Here is a 19,850-nt window from a genome sequence, read left to right on the forward strand (position 1 = left end):
CACATTGGTAATTTTACATGTTATACGGTAACTTTTACTGCTATTAAAATCATGCACCAACAGCATTCTAAAGGCTTTAAAATTATAGAACAATACCTGGCTGGTATGCAGCAAACAGCTTTCCCTTTTCAAATAGCTGCATGGCATGCTATTCAGAGTGGAAAAAGTGGTTTGGTGAATGCACCTACCGGTATGGGAAAAACATTTGCAGTTTTTTTAGGCAGTATCATTCAGTTTATTGATGAACATCCCAACACTTATACCCAACAAAATAATAATGGATTACAATTACTTTGGATTACACCATTAAAAGCATTGGTAAAAGATTTAGCCCGTGCCATGGAAACCACTTTAAAATATTTGAATATTCCATGGCAAGTAGGCATACGTACCGGTGATACAACAACCCAAGAAAGACAACAACAAAAAAAACAATTACCCGAAATTTTATTAATTACCCCCGAAAGTTTACACTTGTTGTTTACGCATAACAACCATGCTAATTATTTTAAAACATTAAAAATAATTGCAGTGGATGAATGGCACGAATTGCTGGGAAGTAAAAGAGGTGTTCAAGTTGAATTGGCAATAGCACATTTAGTTCAATTGCACCATACACAAAAAATTAAACACAAACATAAGCTATGCATCTGGGGTATTAGTGCTACCATTGGTAATTTAGAAGAAGCAAAAAATGTTTTATTATTTCCATTAAAAACAAAAGGTGTAATTATACAAGCCCCCCCCACTAAAAAAATAAATGTTCATACCATTATACCCGATGAAATAGAAACCTACCCTTGGGCAGGCCATTTGGGTCTTAAATTGGCACACAAAATTATTCCGATTATTGAGCAAAGTAATTCAACCCTAATTTTTATTAACACCAGAGGAATGACAGAAACCTGGTACCAAACTATTTTAACGGCTGCACCACAATTAGCAGGTGCCATCGCCATTCATCATGGAAGTATAGAAAAAGAATTGCGTTTGTGGGTGGAGGAAGCATTGCATCAACAAAAATTAAAAGCCGTAGTTTGTACTGCCAGTCTTGATTTGGGAGTTGATTTTAAGCCTGTTGATACGGTTATTCAAATTGGTTCACCTAAAGGTATTGCTCGATTTATTCAACGAGCCGGAAGAAGCGGTCATCAACCCAACGCAACATCGCACATTTATTTTTTACCTACACATTCGTTGGAATTAGCAGAAGTAGCAGCATTAAAACATTGTTTACAAAATAATATCATTGAATCGAAGCCAACCCTTTTATTGTGTTATGATGTGTTAGTGCAATACCTATGCACATTGGCCATAGGTGGCGGTTTTAATGCTAAAGAACTGCTTGAGGAAGTTCAACAAACATATTGTTACCAACAGCTTAGTATTGACGAATGGAATGAAATTTTATTGTATTTAACAAGTGGCGGTGCCGCTTTTCATGAATATGAAGATTTTAAAAAACTGGAGTTAGATTCGAATGGAAAATATGTAATAAGAAATAGAAGATTGGCTATGCAACATCGCATGCATATTGGCACCATTGTAAGTGATGCGATGTTAAAAGTAAAATGGATGCATGGCAGTTATTTAGGGGTAATTGAAGAATGGTTTATTAATAGATTGAATATTGGCGACAGTTTTGTTTTGGGAGGAAGGAATGTAATGCTAACCATGATAAAAGATATGACGGTTTGGGTAAAGGCATCTCAAGCAACAAATACCATAATTCCCAGTTGGATGGGTGGAAGAATGTCATTAACAGCCAATTTAGGGTCAGAATTAAGAAATATTTTTTCAAATGCATTGCATAGTCAATTACCTGAAATGAAAGCATTGGCACCTTTGTTTCAATTACAACAACAACTATCCGTTATTCCCAATAACAATGAATTACTCATTGAAATAATTCAAGAAAAAAAACATTGGCATATTGTTGTATATCCTTTTGAAGGCAGATTGGTGCATGAGGCCATGAGTGCATTAATGGCATACCGACTTTCTAAATTACAACCCGTTTCATTTTCCATTGCCATGAATGATTATGGATTTGAACTTTTATGTGATGAACGGATTGATTTAACCCCGCAAGTAGTTGTACAATTATTTAGCACCGAAAATTTAATTACCGATTTACAAAACAGTGTAAATGCTACAGAAATGGCAGCCCGTGCATTTAGGGAAATTGCAGTAATTGGTGGACTAATTTTTCAAGGATATCCCGGAAAAAATAAACGTACCCATCATTTACAAGCTTCAGCAACTTTATTATTCAAAGTATTAAATGAATATGACAGCAAAAATGTTTTGCTGCAACAAGCGTTTAAAGAAGTATTTGAAAAACAGATGGAAGAAGTTCGTTTAAGAAGTGCATTAAAAAGAATTCAAGAGGCTGCCATTCGTATTACCCATCCCAAACAATTTACTCCTTTCAGTTTCCCAATTGTTGCCGATGGTTTAAACAGAAACCATATTTCATCTGAACAATTGGAAGATAGAATAAAAAAAATGCAGCAACAGCTTATTCATTAAAACTGTTGCTGCTTCAAAACACCCATTCCTTTACTTGTTAGTCAAATATTTTATTTGGCTGGAATATAAAATAATAAACAAGACAATGAATCCATAACCCAAATATGCCCCTAATCCCGTAATAGAAGATTTACCCAGCAAAATAATAGAAGCAATAACTGGAAAAATTTCTCCAATTATCCACATATAATATCCCTGCATTTTCAATTTTCGCATATCAATGGCACCTAAAATACAAAGTATGGCACCAATAAGCGTTACAACCAGTATGGGTAATTTATTTACGACTGATAAGCGAACAAGTTCTATTGCCTCAGGTGAATAGAACTTTTTAGCAAAATCAGGCATTTTATCGAAATCAGGACTATTAGCCATTTGCTGCATGGCAGCAAGGCTTTTATCAGCAGTCATATATTGATAAATGCCGGATAGTATGGCAATGCCACTTCCAATAAATGTAAGTATGGTAAGTACTTTAAGCATTCCATATCTGGGCGCAATGGGTTCATTGCCTTTTAAGTTGTATTCCATCATTGTAATAAAAAATTAAATTGATCTAAAAATATTATTCTCAATTCATTCAGCAAAATTTAATGTATTAAATTTTTAAGCATTGTTTTTACATTTGCTACTATGTTTGCGCCATACCTTTTTCCATTTAAAAACCAGCACTTATGGTTAGTTGCCGAAAAATGTATTTTTTGGGAAGAAGAAGGCGCACTTATTCTCTCAGACACACACATAGGGAAAACTGCTCATTTTAAAGCCAATGGTATAGCTGTTCCTGAAGCCATTTTTAAAGATGATTTGCGTAGGCTATGGCAAGTTATTTCGGTATTCAATCCAAAAAAAATATTAATTGTTGGTGATTTATTACACAAAAAAAACAATCAAGAAGTAACTCATTTTTTAAAATGGAAAAATGAAACCACAAAAGTTCCATTTCATTTAATAAAAGGCAATCACGATATATTATCTGAAGAATGGTATAACGATGCGGGTATTATATTGCATCAACACCAATTGCTGCTTCCACCATTTTTATTTATTCATAATCCCAATGAAACTGAAAATGATGAAGAAAAAGATGTATATACCATCTCCGGACATATTCATCCCGGCATTCGTTTAAAAATAACAGGCAAACAACAAATAAAATTGCCTTGTTTCTATTTCGGTAAACACCAAGCAATATTACCTGCCTTCAGCAATTTCACAGGTTTAGCTATGCTAAAACCTACTAAAAAAGACAAAGTTTTTGCAATAGCGAATCAAAACATAATTGAAATAAAATGATTGAAATTGCTTTTCATCCATTATATGCACATGCCCTTCCTGCCGGTCATCGATTCCCAATGGAAAAATATGAACTAATACCAGCACAGTTATTACATGAAGGAAGCATAACCAAAGAAAATTTAGTACAACCCATACCCGTTGACGATGAAATTGTTTTATTAACTCATGATAAGTATTATGTTCAAAAGCTAAAAACACAAACACTTTCATTGGCTGAAGAACGTAAAATCGGTTTTCCTCAGTCAGTTGCATTAACCCACCGTGAATGGTTGATTACGCAAGGCACCATTAACTGTAGTTTAAGCGCATTTAAAAATGGTATTGCATTAAATGTTGCAGGTGGCACCCATCATGCTTTCAGCGATCATGGCGAAGGTTTTTGTTTGCTGAATGATTTTGCAGTTGCAGCCAATTATTTATTATGGGAAAAGTTAGTCAATCAAATATTGATTATCGATGTTGATGTACACCAAGGTAATGGTACAGCTGCTATTTTTGAACATAATCCTAACGTATTTACATTTTGCATGCATGGTGCACATAATTATCCATTCCATAAAACCATTTCAAATATTGATGTTCCATTACCCGATGGTACGGATGACTACACTTACTTAACACAATTACAAGAAGCCATTCAGTATTTATTACCTTTAGTAAAGCCCAATATTGTTTTTTATTTATCGGGAGTAGATGTTTTACAAACCGATAAATATGGTAAGCTGAATATTTCGATGAATGGTTGTAAAAAGCGAGATGAAATAGTTTTTAAAGCATGCAAACAACAAGGCATACCCGTTGTTGTAGCAATGGGTGGTGGCTATTCGCCCGATATTCGAACAATTATTGAAGCCCACTGCAATACTTTCAGAACCGCTTTACATTTGTACTGATTTATTTCTGCGAAGTTGGTTATAATCAATGAAATAAATAAACTTTGCTGAAATTTGATTACTTAAGGGAGAAGCAAATGCCTCAAACAAATTATCCATGTATTTTTTGTATTGTTCCCCATTAATAGTAACATCGGGACCTATAGCGTTCTTCCAGGCAATAATCAACCTGCTTCCCAATCTAAAATCCCAGGTATAAAAAGCATCAACATTTAATGCATTAAAATTATTATCATAACCGGGAACAACAGGAATTTCAAGATTTTGAAAATTGCCTTCACTATCCACATGAAACATTTTTACATAGTGCACTCTACTCCAATAATGCCTTACACGCAAAGTAACATTCATTCTTGCCTGAAAATTATATATAGCATTGAATACATTATCCATGCGAATTACTCTGCGTTGGCCAATAACAGGTACATTGGTACCCGATTCAAAAAATACCCAGCCGAATTCGCCGGCATCAAATTCTTTTTTACTATTTAAACTAACAGAAAATTGATTATTGAACCTAAATCTTATTCCTCCTGTGACTACTGAGTAAGGAATATGTTCACTGTAGTCATATGCAGTTGCATAACCTATTCCATAATTAAAAAACAATTTTTTTCTACTATCTGAACTACCAAATACTCCGGAAAAAACATAAGGTACCCTTTTAAGTTTTGCACCGGGAGTTCTTAATTCAAAATAATCGTTACTCCATACAGGGCTACCTTCAACAACTAATTTCGCATCGTAAAAGTTTTTAAACACCTTTAAAAAGGTAGTGTAATAATATAGGCTGCTAAATGAATAGGGTTTATATAAATTTTGATATTTTAAACTAAAACTGTATATTTTAAAATTATAATTTTTACCGGGTTTATATTGGTTATAAGATACGTTTGCAGTATAACTTACTTCATTTGGCGCTTTCAAATAGCCTAAATCATTAGGATCGTATTGATCGCTTTCAATATTGTTAGAAAAATTCCATTGCCACAAACCACTCACTTTTCCAAAACTATTCATTAGTTTAAATCCGTTATGTGCATAGGCCCCTCCTACTGTGCTATAAGCTGCTTTGCTTTGCAATGAATATTGGTTGGCTTTATCAAACAAGCGTAAGTCAACTGCACTCACATTAGCCAATTGATCACCGCCACGTCTAATAACATTTGTGTTTGTAAATGAAATACTGCTTCTATTGGCCAAAGCTTGATCGAGTACAATGATATTGTAATTTGAAAGAGGTTCTGTTTCAATATGGTGCACACTACCCTTATTGTCGCGTACATCTGCAAACATTGGCGCGGTTACTGCATTAAAAACACCTATTCCCAAATTATGCTTGGTACGACCTGAAAATTTAGTGGCATTATATAATTGTGTTAGGGAAGGATTTTGCAAAATAGTATAACCACTATCAACTGCTAATTGATTAATACTGTCATATAAAGTTGGTGTTTTCCCTATACGTCTGGAATAAAAAATTCCGGCTTTATTAAACAATTCGGTTCCTTCGGTAAAAAAGGGCCTGTTTTCCGCAAATTGAACTTCATAAGGTGATAAGTTAAGAATTACATTATCACTCAATGTTTGTCCAAAATCAGGTACTAATGTCATATCCAACGTAAAACTTTCATTAATGCCATATTTTACATCCATACCGCCATTATGTAAAACATTTTTAATAGTTCCGGTAGCCGTAGGCACCGTACTATATCCTGCTGACACATAGGGCAAGAATGAAAGTCGCAAAGGAGGTTGTAAATTCTCTAAACCGCTTAAAACACCGAATTGATTTACCAAACCAGCAATATTGGGATTGACAGGATTCCAATAGCTTACTTCATTTAAGCGCCGGGTTGATCGATAAAAATTAACACCCCAATCTTGCACATTTTTTTGTGCAAACCGAAGACTCATGTAAGGAATTTTTATTTCTACTATCCACCCATCATTCACTATATTCACATGGCTATCCCATACCGCATCCCAATTATAGTCAACGCCATTATTCAAATTAAAATTCCCGGAAAGTTTTGCATCGCTTTGAACATTGGCTGCAGTTACCATAAACATGAAAGCATTTTGCCCATCATGATAAGTATCAAATGCAACGCCAAAAACGTCTACATCTTGCCGCTGTTCACCATCGCGTAAGGTCATTTGTCTGCGAATTAAAGTGGGGTCATCATGCAAATAGGCGCTTACATATATTGCATTATCATCATACAAAACTTTAACTTCCGTGCTTTGAGAAGCGGTTGCACCAAATTGAGGTTGATTTACAATAAAATTATTGGCAACTTCAGCTACTGCCCATTCATTTTCATTTAAAATTCCGTCTATTTTAACGGCATGTTGCGTACGAAATGCCTTGAAATGTTTTTGTTGGGCAAAAACCTGACAAGCCAATAAAATTAGCAAAAAAGATAATTTTAATTTATTATCCATGGGTTACATGAGCTTCTTTCAAAACTACACGAAAACAAAATTTTGCAATAATGAAAATAGGATGAATGGCAGAAATAAAGGGATGTAATGAAAAAAGCTGCTTGATAATGAGCAGCTTTGAAAATTGGCAAAATTAGATGTGAATTGTTTAATTAAGTTTCTTTTTTAATGTGGAAACCTGTGCCTGCAAATTATTCACCATACCGGCTAATTGGTTTACATCCCAGCGTTGCACGGTATTGGCTTTTTGTAAAATGAAAACGGCTTTCCAAACTTCCAAAATATCATCAGTAGAAACCGAATAAGGTTCATAAACCGGATTATCACTTACCAAGGTTAATTTATTTTTAGCTCTGTTATTTTTTAAAATGCGTTTGTAAACAATGCCGTCTTGCTTAGATAGCACAACATAGGTATTACTCGATTTAACTTCTTCAACATTTTCTACTTTTTCACCCACAATTACGCTGCCACTTGGCGTAGGTAACATACTATCGCCAATAATTTCAAAAGCACGGTACTGACCGGGCGCTAACATGGGTAATGTAAAAGTGTTTAGCTCATCTAAAAATTCAGTATCGGCATAACCGGCTAAATAACCTGCAGCAGCTTTAACCGGAACAAAAGATATTAATGCAGTATTTTCGGAAGCCATCTTCAACTTCCTACGTTGTTCTATATAACTGGTGCCTTTTGCTGCCGATAAATCTTTCAGTAACAATTCATCTAAACTGAGTTTATACATTTGAGCCACATCTTCTAAAACTTCTAATTTAGGCTCTGCACGCTCTTCTTCATATGCACCAATTAAGGAACGTTTAATACCTAATTTTTGTGCAAATTCTTCTTGGGTATAACCTCTTAATTTGCGTAAATAGCGTAAGTTTTTTCCAGCAAAACTCATAAACTAACGATTTTAGCGGCAATATACTAATTTTTTTAGTAAAAAAATATTTTTTACCAACTTGCCCTTGCAGAAGGTGAAATACTTAAGTCGGAGAATTGGTTTGCCCGGTATTTATAATATGCCGTAATAGCTATCATTGCTGCATTATCGGTACAATATTCAAAAGGAGGAATAAAAGTTTCCCAACCTTTTTCTTTTCCTAAGGTTTCAAAAGCATGCCGTAATCCTTTATTAGCACTTACACCGCCTGCAATACACAATCGTTTAACACCGGTTTGTTTTACTGCTAATTGTAATTTGTGCAACAACATGGTAATAATGGTGTATTGAATAGATGCACATAAATCATTCATGTGAGCAGCAGCAAAATTTGGAGGTTGTTTTTGTAAGAAATATAAAACGGAAGTCTTTAATCCGCTGAATGAAAAATTTAATTCGGGCACTTGTGATTGGGCAAACTTAAAGGCATGAGGGTTACCTGACTGAGCATATTTGTCAACTAAAGGCCCACCCGGATAAGGCAATCCAAGCAATTTAGCCGTTTTATCAAATGCTTCTCCGGCAGCATCATCAATTGTTTCGCCCAGCACTTCTAAGTTTAATGGGCTATGAGCTAAAACAATTTGTGTATGCCCCCCACTTACCGTTAAACATAAAAATGGAAATTGAGGTGCCGGTTCTATAATTAAATTAGCTAAAACATGTGCTTGCATATGATGCACTGCGATTAAAGGTTTTGCCAATGCCAATGCTATTGATTTTGCAAATTGTGTTCCAACCAATAAACTACCTAACAAACCCGGGGCCTGTGTAAACGCAATGGCATTTACGTTAGCTAAACTAATATTTGCTTTTTTAATGGCAGTATCAACTACCGGTACAATATTTTGTATGTGTGCTCTGCTGGCTAATTCAGGTACTACGCCACCATACTCAGCATGTATGGCTTGCGTTGCAATAATATTTGAAAGAATTTTTCCATCTACACAAACTGCAGCAGACGTTTCATCACAAGAAGACTCAATTGCTAAAATAGATAATGACACAATTTTTTTATCAAAGGTACATGCTATTTACTTCTAATAGCCACTACCGGATCCATTTTGGCAGCAATAGATGCGGGAATAATGCCTGATAAAATTCCTAAAACAATACAAATACTTAATGCCAATAAAATGATATTAGGGGCAATAAATATTGGAAAGGGTAAAACCTTACTTAAAGCAAGTGTTAAAACCCAAACTAAGAATAACCCTAACAAGCCGCCTATTACACATAAGAAGGCGCTTTCTAACAAAAACTCGGTTAATATGGTTCTTTTTTTAGCACCTATGGCTTTTTTTAAACCAATTTGTGCGGTGCGCTCTCTTACTGTAACAAACATAATATTGGCTACGCCGAATGCACCTACCAATAAACTTAAACCGGCTATTGCCCATCCGCCTAAATTTAGCGACCCAAATAATCCATTCAATGAATTACCTAATAAGTTTACGTCGTTTAGAGCAAAATCATCGGCTTGTTGGGGGCTTAATTTACGAGCTTGCCGCATTATTCCATCCAGCTCATCCGACAAACTGGTTGTGGCAATATTTTTTTTGGCCTGAACCATTATAAAAGGGCTACTTTGTTTTATGACATAAATGGAAGCAAAGTAGCGATAAGACAATAATATGCAATCGTCATAGTTAAACCCGCCTAATAAGCTGTTTCCTTGTTTTTCCAAAACCCCAACAACTATGGCTTTATGGTTATTAAAATCAAGCTGTTTACCAATTGCTTTGTCAGGATTACCGAATAATTCCTCAGCAACCTTATGTCCTATTACAGTTGAATTGGTGCCATATGTAAAGTCATAATCATTGATATAACGACCGGCAGCTAAATTAATAGATTGAATTTTCATGAAATTTTCCGTAATGCTATATATGTTCACATTGGTTAAGCTGTTATCACCGTAAGAAACGGTAGCATTCCGCGAAGCAAAAAAAGCAACAGCATCGGATAACTCACTTTTTGACTCAATAAATTTCATTTCTTCATAGGTGGGTGTCGGTCTTTTTACAAACTTCCACCATGGGTAATTATCACCACCTCCACTATATTCCCATTTATCAATGTAAATTGTATTAGTTCCTAAAGTTTGTACTTCACCACTTACTTTTCTCTTTAAACTATCAACAGTAGCCAATACACCAATAATGCAAAATATTCCAATGGTAATACCAAACAATGATAAAAAAGTACGCAGCTTATTTACCCGTAATTCTTGCAGGGCCATTTTAAAACTGTTCCAAACAATGTTGAGCATTTTCAGCATATTCCAAAAATAGTATGTTATTTCTCAAAATTTTAAAATAATGGTTCAATGATATAATTACGTGATGAACGCAAAAAATAAACCATGAGCAATTACATACCGATTCGAAAATTCAATGCAAAATTTCAAATTATAAATATTTATAGTGGTTTTGTTATTAAAATATACTAAAAAACAGCGTTTCAACAGTAAAATTCAACAAAAATTTACAGCTACTGTTATATGTTTCAAATACGTTCCAAAAAAATAAAAAAAGTATTTGTCTATAACATTACATCGGTTTGTATTTTTGCACAGATTTATTTATCAAATTCAATTTTGCTATATGACCTGGAAGCAAGCTTTTACCTCATCAGTAGGAAAGAAATTAGTAATGGGTTTAACTGGAATTTTCCTCATTTTATTTTTAATAGTACACGCCGGATTAAATGCCTGCATTTGGGCTAACGATGGTGGCGTTATGTTTAATCGTGCTGCTCATTTTATGGGTAGTAATGTAATTCCGAGAATATTAGAAATTGGGCTGTTTCTTTTCATTTTTATCCACATTATACAAGGTTATGTTTTAGAAGCCAGTAATCGTAGCAAAAGAAAAATCGGTTATGCGGTTTCGTATGGTAACAGAGGAAGTAAATGGTATAGCCGCAGCATGGCCATTTTAGGTACCATCTTACTTTTATTCTTTATTGTTCACTGGAAACAGTTTTGGATACCTTCACGTTTTACAGGTATTGAAGAAACAACATTACCTAATGGTATTCAAGTACACAACTTATATGCCTTAATGCAAAGCACTTTCTCAGAGTTGTGGGTGGTTATTTTTTACATTATTTGCTGTATTAGTTTAGGTTACCATTTAGCCCATGGCTTTCAAAGTGCATTTAAAACAATAGGTGTACATAACAAAAAATATCAGCAAGCGCTTAGCTCATTTGGCTATGGTTTTGCAATTGTAATACCACTCATTTTTGCTTTAATGCCAATTAGTTTTTATTTCCATTGGATTAATTAATACAACAAAAATTCTCTAAATGAAAAAAACTTGGTTCAACAAAACAAGTTTAACGTTTAGAAAAACACCAACTTTAATCTACAAAAAAGTAGTACCATGATACTAGATGCAAAAATTCCATCAGGCCCTATTGAACAAAAATGGACCAATTATAAAGGCCATTGTAAATTGGTAAATCCGGCCAATAAGCGCAAGTTAGAAATAATTGTTGTAGGTACCGGATTAGCCGGAGCCAGTGCTGCTGCCAGTTTAGGCGAATTAGGTTATAAAGTAAAAGCATTTTGTTTTCAGGATAGTCCTCGCAGGGCACACTCCATTGCAGCACAAGGTGGAATTAATGCTGCTAAAAACTATCAAAATGATGGCGATAGCACTTTCAGATTATTTTATGATACAATAAAGGGTGGCGACTATCGAAGCAGAGAAGGTAACGTTTACCGCCTTGCCGAAAATAGTGCCAATATTATTGATCAATGCGTTGCGCAGGGTGTTCCCTTTGCCAGGGAATATGGTGGCGTTTTAAGCAACCGTTCTTTTGGTGGTGTACAAGTGCAACGTACTTTTTATGCTGCCGGACAAACAGGACAACAACTTTTAATAGGTGCTTACCAGGCATTAGAACGCCAAGTTGCATTAGGCAATGTAAAAATGTATGCTCGCCATGAAATGCAGGAATTGGTAATTATAGATGGAAAGGCACGAGGAATTATTGCCCGCGATTTAGTTACCGGAAAATTAGAACGCCATTTCGGTCATGCGGTTTTACTATGCAGCGGTGGCTATGGCAACGTTTTCTATTTGTCAACCAATGCAATGGGCAGCAATGTTACTGCAGCATGGAAAGCACATAAAAATGGTGCTTTAATGGGTAATCCCTGCTTTACACAAATACACCCAACTTGTATTCCTGTTTCCGGTGACCACCAAAGTAAATTAACCTTAATGAGTGAATCATTAAGAAATGATGGTAGAATTTGGGTACCTAAACAAAAAGGCGATACACGCAAACCCAATTTAATTCCGGAAGATGAAAGAGATTATTATTTAGAAAGAAGATACCCCGCTTTTGGTAACCTGGTTCCACGCGATGTTGCCTCTAGAGCTGCAAAAGAAAGATGTGACGAAGGTTATGGGGTAGGTTCATCTAAACAAGCTGTTTATTTAGATTTATTTGATGCATTTGACAGATATGGCCACACAGAAGCCGTTAAAAAGGGTATTGATAATCCAACTAAAGAACAAATCAGAGCATTAGGCGCTGAAGTAATAAAAGAAAAATATGGTAATTTATTCGATATGTATGAAAAAATTACCGGTGAAAATCCTTATGAAGTTCCCATGCGCATTTACCCAGCCGTTCACTATACAATGGGTGGTTTATGGGTTGACTATGAATTAATGACTACCATTAAAGGACTATATGCATTGGGTGAAGCTAACTTCTCCGACCACGGTGCCAACCGTTTGGGTGCAAGTGCCTTAATGCAAGGATTATCAGATGGTTACTTTATTATACCCTACACAATTGGTAATTACTTGGCAGATGAGATTTATAATAAACCAATTTCAACAGACCATGAAGCTTTTGCCCAAGCAGAGAAAAAAGTTCAAGAACGTTTAGAAAGCTTGTTAAGCATAAATGGCACCCAACCTGTTGAAAATTTCCACAGACGTTTAGGTAAAATTATGTGGGATAAATGTGGAATGGCCAGAAATGCCAATGGTTTACAGCAAGCCATTCAGGAAATTCAACAATTGAAAAAAGAATTTTGGACAGATGTTAAAGTACCCGGCGGTTTACATGAGTTAAATCCGGAACTGGACAAAGCCGGACGGGTAGCAGATTTTATTGAATTAGGGGAGTTAATGTGTATTGACGCTTTACACCGCAATGAAAGCTGCGGCGGACATTTTAGAGAAGAATATCAAACACCTGATGGCGAAGCATTGCGTGATGATGTTAACTTTATGTACGTTGCTGCTTGGGAATATAAAGGCGAGCACCAATGGGAATTGCATAAAGAGCCATTGCAATACGATGTAATTAAACCAACACAAAGAAATTACAAATAATTTAGTAAGGAATGATATTCAATTTTTAAAGATTTTAAATTTTTACTATGGAACACTATACCATGAATCTAAACTTAAAAGTTTGGAGACAAAGCAGCAAAGAGGCAAAGGGTAGTTTTAAAATGTACCGAGTTGAAAATATTTCATCGGAAATGAGTTTTTTAGAAATGTTTGATGTATTAAATGAACAACTCATAAAAGCCGGTGAAGACCCTATTGCATTTGACCACGATTGCAGAGAAGGAATTTGCGGTATGTGTTCTATGTACATTAATGGTAAACCGCATGGCCCTTGGCAAGCCAACACTACTTGCCAATTACACATGAGAGCCTTTAAAAATGAAGATACCATAGTAGTTGAACCTTGGAGAGCCAATGCATTCCCTGTAATAAAAGATTTAGTTGTAGATCGTTCAGCGTTTGACCGAATTATTCAGGCCGGCGGATATATTTCTGTAAATACCGGTAACGCTGTAGATGGAAACGCAATTTTAATTGACAAAGACGATGCAGATAAAGCTTTTGCCGCAGCCATGTGTATTGGTTGTGGTGCTTGTGTTGCTGCTTGTAAAAACAGCAGCGCAATGCTTTTTGTATCTGCCAAAGTTTCTCACTTAGCTTTATTACCACAAGGCCATCCCGAACGTCATACCCGTGTTTTAAATATGATTGCACAAATGGATAAAGAGGGTTTTGGTGCTTGTACTAATACCGGTGCCTGTGAAGCAGCTTGTCCTAAAGAAATTTCTTTAACAAACATTGCCCGCTTAAATAGTGAATATATAGCAGCAAGCTTAGTGGCAGAAAAGTAGAAACTATATTATATCCCTACCACATCTCACCACTGACAAAGGGTGGTGAGATTTTTTTTGTAATTAATTATTACGTTAAGTTTTATTGTATATTGTATATTCGTATTATTCATTAAAATACATATTATGCTTGCCAGAAAAACGTAATCAACAGTTTACATAACCCCTTACCTATTCAGTTCAATTTTTTATGCCTAACAGTTTTTTTGCTTTTAAACAGTTTACCATTCATCAGGATAAATGTGCAATGAAGGTTTGTACAGATGCCTGTCTTTTCGGTGCAATTTTGGCTAATTATCTTCAAAAACAAAAATTGAATAGTCTAGCAGACATAGGAACAGGAACAGGTTTATTAAGCTTAATGGTGGCACAGAAAAATAAATGTTTAATTGACGCATATGAAATAGATGAAAATGCCGCTTTACAAGCAGAACAGAATTTTAATCGTTCACCATGGCATGCACAACTTCGCCTTATTAAAGGCAACATAAAAACACTGCACATTAATAAAAGCTATGATTGGATTATTTGCAACCCACCTTTTTATGAAAACAGCCTGAAAAGCAATAACCAACATAAAAATATTGCCATGCACAGCCAGGAATTATTACTGGAAGATGTATTAAATATTTGCAATAAATGTTTAAATGAGCAAGGAAAATTTGCTGTTTTACTTCCCTACTTTCGAAGCACTGCTTTTATAAGCATGGCTCATCAAAAAAAATTTTTTCTTGAATACAAGATGGATGTTAAGCCAAGTCCTAAGCATCACTTTTTTAGAGCTATTTGTATTTTTTCTAAACAACCAACACCCTTGTTGGCTGATGATACCCTTACCATTCGTGAAGTCAATAACAATTACACTTTACCTTTTACCGAACTGCTAAAAGACTACTATCTCTTTTTGTAACAGCCTTACTTTTAGTGAGCTGCATAATCAGCTAAATAATTAAAATGATTGGTTAATTGGCCTTGTTTTAATATGGTAGCCCGCTCTACCATATCATTACCGGAACCCAACAAATCGGGTAATACATGTTTTATCAATTGTTCACCAAAATAACGACTGGCATCGCATGGCAACTCATTAGGTAAATTACCCACTGCAATTACATCAATACTGCCCGGTAAATAAGGAGCTGTTTTAGTAAAATTTTTTCTATCAACACCATAAACTGGGTCTTCAATAGTTTGGTCACCTAAGTTTATCGGAATTGAACCATGCGCATCATCAGTAATGTCAGAAATAGTTTGAATAGCAAAGTGTTCATCAATATCGGATAACTCAAATAACCGAGGCATATCTTCTGTCCAAAATATTCCATTCATTAAAATGTCTGAACAATGGGCATAAGGCAAAAAACGACTTCTATAATCAGAAGGATTTGCATGAAAATGTTCTCGTTGATATGTTTTTAAGTGCTTATGGGTAAATAAATCAGGCCCTTTCAATTGTACATAAACCGGATAGGTAAACTTTTTTTCCAAATATTCATCAGGTTCTACTTCTGTAATTCCCATTAAATTCATCACCTCTAAAATTCCATGTGCCACTCTTCCACTGCCGGTTACAACAATTTTTACGTTGGGTAATTTTAAACCAAAATATTGATGGATTAGTGAACGATAATCTTTCTCTTCATAAACTCTTCCCAGTTTATATAAACCCGTTCTGTTGCCATAACACATCATACCATTATGGGCACCTACAACACCTGCAAAAAAACCAAAGCCAATAACACGTTGCCCATCTTCATGTTCTAAGCATTCATAATCAATTAAAGTAATTTTTTTATCCATCATTGTATGAAATAATGCTTGATTATATGGTTGCTTTTTCCGAGTATGCGAGAAGAATAAATAAGTTTTGTTGGGAACCAGTGCATCTTTAGGTACTTCCTTAATGCCCATTAAAATATCGCAATCAGAAATATCGTTCACTACAGCAATGCCGGCACGTTTGTATTCTTCATCACTAAAACAACGAGTATTTGATGATTCTACCACAATATTAATATCCTTAAAATGTTGCATTATCCATTTGCATTGTGCAGGTATTAATGCTACTCGGCTATCGGAAGGAACCTTACCTTCTTTAATCAATCCAATCTTAATCATACAGCAAACTTTTACTGCCTAAAGTTATTTTATTCAATACAAATTGTAACAATTTAGGCATCTTTTAATACGAATTAGTTAGATGCATTAAAATAGTTGGAAGATAAGTTATTAAAATAAATTGCATTATTTTAATTTATTGAAATAGGCAAACCTAACAAAAATCATTTTTTAAAATTTCCATCAAATGTTATTTTGCAAATAAAACATGCAAACAATTGAGTATGTAACTGCAGCCAATGCATTATCCATTATACAAAGCAATCAAAGAGTATTTATACACGGCAGTGCCTGTACACCACTTTTTTTATTAAGAGAATTAGCCAAAGAAGCACCACGCTTACAAAATGTGGAAACTGTATTTATTACGGTACAAGGTGATATCGTAATTGATAAACCGGAATATCAAAACGCTTTTCACATTAACTGTTTGTTTGTATCTGCATCTGTTCGCGAAGCCGTAAACAGTGGTCGTGCCGATTTTATTCCCGCATTTTTAAGTGATATACCCGATTTGTTTAAAAAGAATGTGCTTCCCATTGATGTGGCCATTGTTCAAGTTTCACCACCCGATGAGCATGGCTATTGCACTTTAGGCTTATCGGTTGATATTGCTCGTACAGCTGTAAACACGGCTAAATATATTATTGCGCAAGTAAACCCCAATATGCCCCGAACACATGGAGACGGGTTGTTGCATGTTAGTCATATTACAAAAATGGTTTATCACGAAGAGGCTTTACCTGAATTAGATTATGCCAGTAAAACCGGTGCAGCCGAAATTCAAATTGGAAAATATATTGCTGAAATGATTGATGACGGAAGCACACTTCAATTGGGAATCGGCACCATTCCAGATGCTGTTTTAAAATCATTACACAATCACAAAAACTTAGGTTTACATACCGAAATGTGTAGTGATGGTGTGATAGATTTAATGGAAAAGGATGTAATTAACAATAAGTTTAAAAAAATTCACCCCAATAAAAATGTTACCAGCTTTGCTTTTGGTACCAAACGATTGTATAGTTATGTAAATGATAACCCTGCTTTTGCTTTTTTAGATATTGATTATGTAAATGACCCTCATGTTATTAGAAGAAACAATAAGGTAATTGCCATTAATAGTGCTATTGAGGTTGATATTACAGGGCAAATTTGTGCCGATAGCATTGGCACCTATCAATATAGCGGTATTGGTGGCCAAATGGATTTTATGCGAGGTGCTGCTTTAAGTGAAGGAGGTAAACCCATTATTGCCTTAACAAGCAGAACTAAAAAAGGAATATCACGCATTACCCCACATTTAAAAGAAGGAGCCGGCGTTGTTACAACACGTGGCCACATTCATTATGTTGTTACAGAATTTGGAGTTGCTTATTTATATGGAAAAAATTTACGGCAACGTGCAAAAGCTTTAATAGCCATTGCTCACCCCGATGACAGAGAGACATTAGCCAAGAGTTGCTTTGAACGATTTAAAATTTTTGTTTAATCAATAAAATTATGGCACCGAATTTTGTGTATTAAAGCATATAATGTAATATTGCAGCCCCAAGCCCAGATGGCGGAACTGGTAGACGCGCCAGACTCAAAATCTGGTTATCGCAAGGTAGTGCAGGTTCGATTCCTGTTCTGGGCACAAAAGTGGTTGTAAAACCACTTTTTTTATGCCCCATTGCTATTAAAACATAATAGATTGTACACACCAATGATTCCTTATTTTTTGTTGTTACAATAACACAAACAAATGTTCATATTAATTATCTTTAGCCGCTAAAACCAGAGAAGCATGTTGAAAGTAGGAGTATTTGGCGTTGGCCATTTGGGAAAATACCACTTAAATAATTGGAAAGAAATTGAGGGTGTTAAATTAGTTGGTTTTTTTGATCCGAATAATGAAGAAGCAAAATTGGTTGCTGAGCAATATGGCATAAAACGCTTTTTAGATGAAGAAAAGTTGATAGATGCTTGCGATATTATTGATGTTGTGGTGCCCACCGACAAACACTTTGAAATATGTATGTTAGCCATTCGAAAAGGCAAGCATGTATTTGTTGAAAAACCTTTTACCCATACCATACAGGAGGCCAAAAGCTTGGTAAACATGGTTAAAGAAGCGAACGTTAAATTACAGGTGGGTCATGTTGAACGCTTTAACCCGGCTTATTTAGCACTAAAAGATGTACAATTAAACCCCATGTTTATTGAAGTACATCGTTTGGCTCAATTCAACCCTAGAGGAACTGAAGTAAGTGTTATCCTTGACTTAATGATCCATGATATAGATATTATTTTAAGCTTAGTTAAAAGCGGGGTAAAAAATATTTATGCAAGTGGTGTTGCAGTTATGACAGAAACACCAGATATAGCCAATGTTCGTATAGAATTCAATAATGGTTGTGTTGCCAACTTAACCAGTAGCCGTATAAGCATGAAAAAAATGCGTAAAATTCGTTTGTTTCAAAAAGATGCTTATTATGGCATTGACTTCTTAGAAAAGAAAACGGAAATAATTACGCTAAAACAACCGCAAGACGACAATAGCTTTACGTTTGATATTGAAACACCACATGGAACCAAAACCATTGCTGTATCAAATCCTGAAATTCAACCGGCTAATGCTATTTTGTTAGAATTACAAAGTTTTGTTGATGCCATTAACAACAATACCCCCACGTTAGTTAGCGAAATAGATGGATTGTTGGCGCTTGAAGTAGCCCACCAAATTCTGCAGAAAATTAATAGCAATAATATTGCTATGTCATAACTTAATGCCATGTTTTATAAAACTTTGGAAATAGAGTTAGCAGATAAAAAAGGTCAATGGCAGCCCATGCAAAACAAACATATTTTGTATGGAATAACTAAACGCGTTATTGATGTTTTATTTTCAATAACAGCAATTATTCTATTACTTCCGCTGATTATTTTCATTGCTATTAAAACCAAATTTTCTTCACCGGGAAGTGTTTTTTATTCTCAACAACGTGTAGGATATAAAGGAGTGCCGTTTACTATTTATAAATTTAGAAGTATGTACGCTGATGCGGAAGTAAATGGGCCTCAGCTATCAAGTGATACGGATGACCGTATTACCCCCTGGGGAAAAATTATGCGGAAATGGCGGTTAGATGAAATACCACAATTATGGAATATTATTAAAGGGGATATGTCGCTGGTTGGACCAAGACCTGAAAGGCAGTTCTATACTAATCAACTAATACAAATAGTACCCAACTATGCCTCACTGTTTCTGGTAAAACCGGGATTAACATCCTTAGGCATGATAGAGTTTGGATATGCATCAAACCTCAATGAATTAATAGAAAGAGCGGAATATGATTTGATTTATATTCAGAAAAGATCATTTTTATTAGACATGGCCATTATTTTAAAAACCTTCCTTATTATTTTATTAGGCAAAGGGAAATAA

16 protein-coding genes and 1 tRNA gene are annotated in these 19,850 nt (G+C 35.1%); 11 read left to right on the forward strand and 6 right to left on the reverse strand.

The window, feature by feature from the left end; all coding sequences use genetic code 11:
* The first annotated feature begins 51 nt into the window (after window positions 1-51).
* Window positions 52-2,532: a ligase-associated DNA damage response DEXH box helicase gene (locus LX80_RS05720; RefSeq protein WP_111294173.1), complete on the forward strand. Its 2,481-nt coding sequence runs from the start codon at window positions 52-54 to the stop codon at window positions 2,530-2,532.
* 30 nt (window positions 2,533-2,562) lie between these two features.
* Here the strand turns inward: LX80_RS05720 and LX80_RS05725 are convergent, their stop codons facing one another.
* A complete protein-coding gene (locus LX80_RS05725; protein ID WP_146250399.1) occupies window positions 2,563-3,066 on the reverse strand; it encodes a hypothetical protein in 504 nt (167 codons plus the stop codon).
* Between the two features lie 99 nt (window positions 3,067-3,165).
* Between LX80_RS05725 and pdeM the strand changes: the two genes are divergently transcribed.
* Entirely contained in the window at window positions 3,166-3,828 is a 663-nt protein-coding gene (gene pdeM, locus LX80_RS05730) for a ligase-associated DNA damage response endonuclease PdeM (RefSeq protein ID WP_111294177.1), read from the forward strand.
* The gene (locus LX80_RS05735; protein WP_111294179.1) at window positions 3,825-4,724 is read left to right on the forward strand and encodes a histone deacetylase family protein; all 900 of its coding nucleotides are present in this window, start codon (window positions 3,825-3,827) and stop codon (window positions 4,722-4,724) included. Before pdeM ends, LX80_RS05735 begins: the two co-directional genes overlap by 4 nt.
* Here the strand turns inward: LX80_RS05735 and LX80_RS05740 are convergent.
* From LX80_RS05740 to LX80_RS05755, 4 genes are all read right to left on the reverse strand, one after another.
* Window positions 4,710-7,172 (reverse strand): DUF5916 domain-containing protein, encoded by a 2,463-nt coding sequence (locus LX80_RS05740; protein ID WP_111294181.1) that lies wholly within the window; start codon window positions 7,170-7,172, stop codon window positions 4,710-4,712. The two genes, LX80_RS05735 and LX80_RS05740, sit on opposite strands and share 15 nt — an antisense overlap.
* Window positions 7,173-7,320: 148 nt before the next feature.
* Window positions 7,321-8,076, reverse strand: coding sequence for an XRE family transcriptional regulator (locus tag LX80_RS05745; protein ID WP_111294183.1), 756 nt, complete (start codon window positions 8,074-8,076; stop codon window positions 7,321-7,323).
* 53 nt (window positions 8,077-8,129) lie between these two features.
* The gene (gene tsaD, locus LX80_RS05750) at window positions 8,130-9,125 is read right to left on the reverse strand and encodes a tRNA (adenosine(37)-N6)-threonylcarbamoyltransferase complex transferase subunit TsaD (RefSeq protein WP_211307711.1); all 996 of its coding nucleotides are present in this window, start codon (window positions 9,123-9,125) and stop codon (window positions 8,130-8,132) included.
* A gap of 23 nt (window positions 9,126-9,148) precedes the next feature.
* Window positions 9,149-10,399 carry an ABC transporter permease gene (locus LX80_RS05755; protein ID WP_111294187.1) on the reverse strand — a complete coding sequence of 417 codons (1,251 nt, stop codon included), beginning with the start codon at window positions 10,397-10,399 and terminating at the stop codon, window positions 9,149-9,151.
* 325 nt (window positions 10,400-10,724) lie between these two features.
* On the opposite strand from LX80_RS05755, the gene LX80_RS05760 reads away from it, so the two are divergent.
* The 4 genes from LX80_RS05760 (at window position 10,725) to LX80_RS05775 (ending at window position 15,206) form a co-directional block, all read left to right on the forward strand.
* Complete coding sequence (locus LX80_RS05760) at window positions 10,725-11,411, forward strand: succinate dehydrogenase cytochrome b subunit (RefSeq protein ID WP_111294189.1); 687 nt, start codon at window positions 10,725-10,727, stop codon at window positions 11,409-11,411.
* A 96-nt stretch (window positions 11,412-11,507) separates the two neighbouring features.
* On the forward strand, window positions 11,508-13,484 hold the full coding sequence (locus LX80_RS05765) for a fumarate reductase/succinate dehydrogenase flavoprotein subunit (RefSeq protein WP_111294191.1): 1,977 nt from the start codon (window positions 11,508-11,510) through the stop codon (window positions 13,482-13,484).
* Between the two features lie 47 nt (window positions 13,485-13,531).
* Window positions 13,532-14,296, forward strand: coding sequence for a succinate dehydrogenase/fumarate reductase iron-sulfur subunit (locus LX80_RS05770; RefSeq protein ID WP_111294193.1), 765 nt, complete (start codon window positions 13,532-13,534; stop codon window positions 14,294-14,296).
* A gap of 190 nt (window positions 14,297-14,486) precedes the next feature.
* Window positions 14,487-15,206: a tRNA1(Val) (adenine(37)-N6)-methyltransferase gene (locus LX80_RS05775; protein WP_111294195.1), complete on the forward strand. Its 720-nt coding sequence runs from the start codon at window positions 14,487-14,489 to the stop codon at window positions 15,204-15,206.
* Window positions 15,207-15,217: 11 nt separating this feature from the next.
* Here LX80_RS05775 and LX80_RS05780 read toward each other — a convergent pair whose 3' ends face one another.
* Window positions 15,218-16,414: an NAD(P)-dependent oxidoreductase gene (locus LX80_RS05780; RefSeq protein ID WP_111294197.1), complete on the reverse strand. Its 1,197-nt coding sequence runs from the start codon at window positions 16,412-16,414 to the stop codon at window positions 15,218-15,220.
* A gap of 208 nt (window positions 16,415-16,622) precedes the next feature.
* On the opposite strand from LX80_RS05780, the gene LX80_RS05785 reads away from it, so the two are divergent.
* From LX80_RS05785 to LX80_RS05800, 4 genes are all read left to right on the forward strand, one after another.
* Window positions 16,623-17,909 carry an acetyl-CoA hydrolase/transferase family protein gene (locus tag LX80_RS05785; protein WP_111294199.1) on the forward strand — a complete coding sequence of 429 codons (1,287 nt, stop codon included), beginning with the start codon at window positions 16,623-16,625 and terminating at the stop codon, window positions 17,907-17,909.
* A gap of 63 nt (window positions 17,910-17,972) precedes the next feature.
* A tRNA-Leu gene (locus LX80_RS05790) sits at window positions 17,973-18,056 on the forward strand.
* 150 nt (window positions 18,057-18,206) lie between these two features.
* Window positions 18,207-19,184 carry a Gfo/Idh/MocA family protein gene (locus tag LX80_RS05795; RefSeq protein WP_111294201.1) on the forward strand — a complete coding sequence of 326 codons (978 nt, stop codon included), beginning with the start codon at window positions 18,207-18,209 and terminating at the stop codon, window positions 19,182-19,184.
* 9 nt (window positions 19,185-19,193) lie between these two features.
* On the forward strand, window positions 19,194-19,850 hold the full coding sequence (locus LX80_RS05800; protein ID WP_111294203.1) for a sugar transferase: 657 nt from the start codon (window positions 19,194-19,196) through the stop codon (window positions 19,848-19,850).

This window comes from Hydrotalea sandarakina, from assembly GCF_003254115.1.
GTDB classification, from domain to species: domain Bacteria; phylum Bacteroidota; class Bacteroidia; order Chitinophagales; family Chitinophagaceae; genus Hydrotalea; species Hydrotalea sandarakina.